This is a genomic window from Thermoleptolyngbya sp. M55_K2018_002 (assembly GCF_015295965.1).
Lineage (GTDB): Bacteria > Cyanobacteriota > Cyanobacteriia > Elainellales > Elainellaceae > Thermoleptolyngbya > Thermoleptolyngbya sichuanensis.
In genome coordinates this window covers 1-2,749 of record NZ_DVEA01000395.1, presented here as the reverse complement: position 1 = coordinate 2,749, position 2,749 = coordinate 1, and the positions used below count along the sequence as shown (strand labels likewise).

General features: G+C 60.7%; 2 protein-coding genes and 1 pseudogene. 2 read left to right on the top strand and 1 reads right to left on the bottom strand.

From position 1 onward, the window contains the following. Nucleotides 1-292: 292 nt before the first annotated feature. On the top strand, nt 293-1,213 hold the full coding sequence (locus tag IGS51_RS20200; RefSeq protein ID WP_297080572.1) for a hypothetical protein: 921 nt from the start codon (nt 293-295) through the stop codon (nt 1,211-1,213). Between the two features lie 139 nt (nt 1,214-1,352). Then, nucleotides 1,353-1,964 carry a 5-formyltetrahydrofolate cyclo-ligase gene (locus tag IGS51_RS20195; RefSeq protein ID WP_297080571.1) on the top strand — a complete coding sequence of 204 codons (612 nt, stop codon included), beginning with the start codon at nt 1,353-1,355 and terminating at the stop codon, nt 1,962-1,964. Between the two features lie 27 nt (nt 1,965-1,991). On the opposite strand, the pseudogene IGS51_RS20190 reads toward IGS51_RS20195, so the two are convergent. Beyond that, a pseudogene (locus tag IGS51_RS20190) lies at nt 1,992-2,749 on the bottom strand (cell division protein FtsH); the annotation flags it as partial.

The following is a 2,749-nucleotide window of genomic DNA, read 5'->3' as shown; positions in this document are numbered from 1 at the left end:
CTCGCCGCCGCCGCCCACAGCGAACTGGGCGCGGATGCCAGCACGCAGATCCGCTATTTGCCGCGGGTATTGCAATCGAACGATTTTAATGGTTTTGACGATTCTAGCGATTTTGGATTTTAGATTGGCGATTTTGGATTTTTGGCAAGCTTTTCAGTCCACCTGTCTCACGCCCGGCCGTCGGATACCTGCTGTGTACCCTGCGATCGCCCGTTCCGTTTAGATTCCTCAAGCGCCGTTCTGTCAAATGCTACACCCTCAAACTGGTTTGCTTCGGCTGTTCCAAAATGCAATGAGGCAGACGCGATTCCCAAAGCGATCCCTGCGGAAATCGCCCCACCCAACCCCACGACATCAGGCGATTCGCGAAGCAATCCCGACGGGAATTGCCCTAACGCTGGCCCTCTTGGGCGGGCTGGCGATGCCGCTGAAGGGTTCGGCAACCCGCCTTGAGGCAACCCGTCTTGATGCCCGACCAAGGGCAGAACCCAGCGCCCGCCAAGCGCCTGAACTGGCGCAGCGAATCATCATCCGGCGGCGGGGCGATCGCCCTGATCACGATGAGCGCGATCCCTACGACTGGCGCGACGATCTGGACTGGCGGGAGGACTATCGGCGCGATTCGCGAAGCAATCCCTACGGGAATCGCCTGCCCCGCTGCTATCCGGGCTACGACTGCTATCCCCGCTACGACTATCGCCCGCGCCGCCGACCAGAGCCGCCCAATCCTCTGCCGCTGGTGTCTACGCAAGACTGCACCGATTTAACCGTGATGGCGCGACTGTCCTATATGTGGGATGCGGGCAGTTCCCTCAGCGATGCCGTCACGGGAGCGCAACTGGCGGTATGCAGCAGCGGCGGCGTGACCACCAGTCTTAGCCGCTGGGGAAATGGACAGGTTGCTCGCTTTGGCAACGGCTGGAACTATCCCAACGGCGTGGCGAGTCGGTTTGGCTCGTCCTGGCAATATCCCAATGGGCAACTGCTCACCACTGGCTCGTCCTGGTTTTATCCCAACGGGCGATCGGCTCGGTTTGGCGCGAATTGGTTCACGCCCAGCGGCCGCCCGGTGTCTCAACAGGAGTTGCTGAGTCTGGCCTGTGGTCAGTTGGGGACGCGGCAGTGTGGCGATCGCCTCCGACAGGTTCCTGCAAATTCGGGCTTTTGGTATGAACTGACGGTGGTTGAGCTAGCCTGGCTTTCGGGTCGATGAGTTGGCTTGCCTCCCCAGCGCAAAACCCTCTAGAGTGAAGGATGAAACCTTTGCTGGTTGAGCCGATCCCCCTAAATCCCCCTTGATAAGGGGGACTTTGAGCCTAACCCCTAATCCCCAACCCCCAACCCCCAAACCATTGGATCTTACCGCTGGTTCCCAAGCTGACCGCGATCAGGAAAAAGCCATCCGACGGCGATCGCTGCTCAAGGCCCGTCAGGCGATGCATCCTGATCTTTGGCGAGAAAAGAGCGATCGCCTCTGTGCCCGGTTGCAAAGCTGGGAGGGATTTGCTCAGGCGCGGACGGTTCTCGCCTACTTCAGCGTGCGCCAAGAGCCTGACCTCAGCCCGTTGTTTCATCTGCCCAAGCGCTGGGGCTTTCCCCGCTGCGTCGAAAAAGAGATGGTTTGGCATCGCTGGTCGCCCAATGGAGCCGGGATGCCCCGCGCCTACCCGCTGCAAACGGGCGCGTTTGGCATCCCAGAACCCCATCCCCTGTCGATCCAGCTCAGCCCAGCAGAGGTAGACCTGATCCTGGTTCCGGCGCTAGCCTGCGATGTGCAGGGCTATCGGCTGGGCTACGGCGGCGGCTTCTACGACCGGATGCTGAGTGCGCCCCAGTGGCGGGGCAAACCCACGATCGGCATTGTGTTTGAGTACGCCCGTGTGCCCCGCCTGCCGCGAGATCCCTGGGATCGCCCGCTACACGGTATCTGCACCGAAACAGGGCTATTCCTGGCAGACGGCTAACGGGACGAGTTGCGTTGCACCAGAACGCTAGATCCCTTGAGCAGCAAGCTGCTGTTCCGGCAACTCGACCGACTCGCCCACAATCTTGCGGAACTGATCCCCATCAATGGTTTCCTGCTCCAGCAAAATCTCTACCAGCTTGTCTACTAAGGCGCGGTTTTCGCGGATAATGCGACGGGCCTCACGGTGGCAGCGGGTGGCAATATCCCGCACCTGATGGTCGATCTTGACGGCAATTTCTTCAGAATATTCCGACCGCGACATCAGATCTCGCCCCAGAAACACCTCATTGTTGCCGCTTTCCAGCGCAAAGGGGCCCAGGTCAGACATGCCGTAGCGAGTCACCATTTCGCGGGCCAGGTCTGCGACCACGCGGATGTCGCCGCTCGCGCCGACTGTCACCTCCGGATCGCCAAATACTTCTTCCTCGGCGGCGCGGCCGCCCAGCGCAATGGTGATCCGGTCGAGCAGCCAAGCGCGGGTGTAGAGGCCGCTGTCGATCATCTCTTCGTTGAAGGTTTGCTGGGCAAAGCCGCCCACGCCGCCGGAGCGGGGGATGATGGTCACTTTGTTCAACGGGTCGGAGTTTTTCAGCAGGGTCATCAGCAGCGCGTGGCCGACCTCGTGGTAGGCGATCAGCCGCTTTTTCTTGCTGTCGAGCAGCGGCGTTAGCGTCATGCCCGTGGTGATGCGGTCGATGGCATCGTCGATTTCCAGTGCCGTGATTTCTTCCTTGCGGCGGCGGGCGGTGAGGATGGCGGCTTCGTTCAGCAGGTTTGCCAGGT

Excerpts from the sequence above, each read along its gene's own strand:
- IGS51_RS20200 (WP_297080572.1), top strand. The coding sequence starts at position 293 with ATGAGGCAGACGCGATTCCCAAAGCGATCCCTGCGGAAATCGCCCCAC.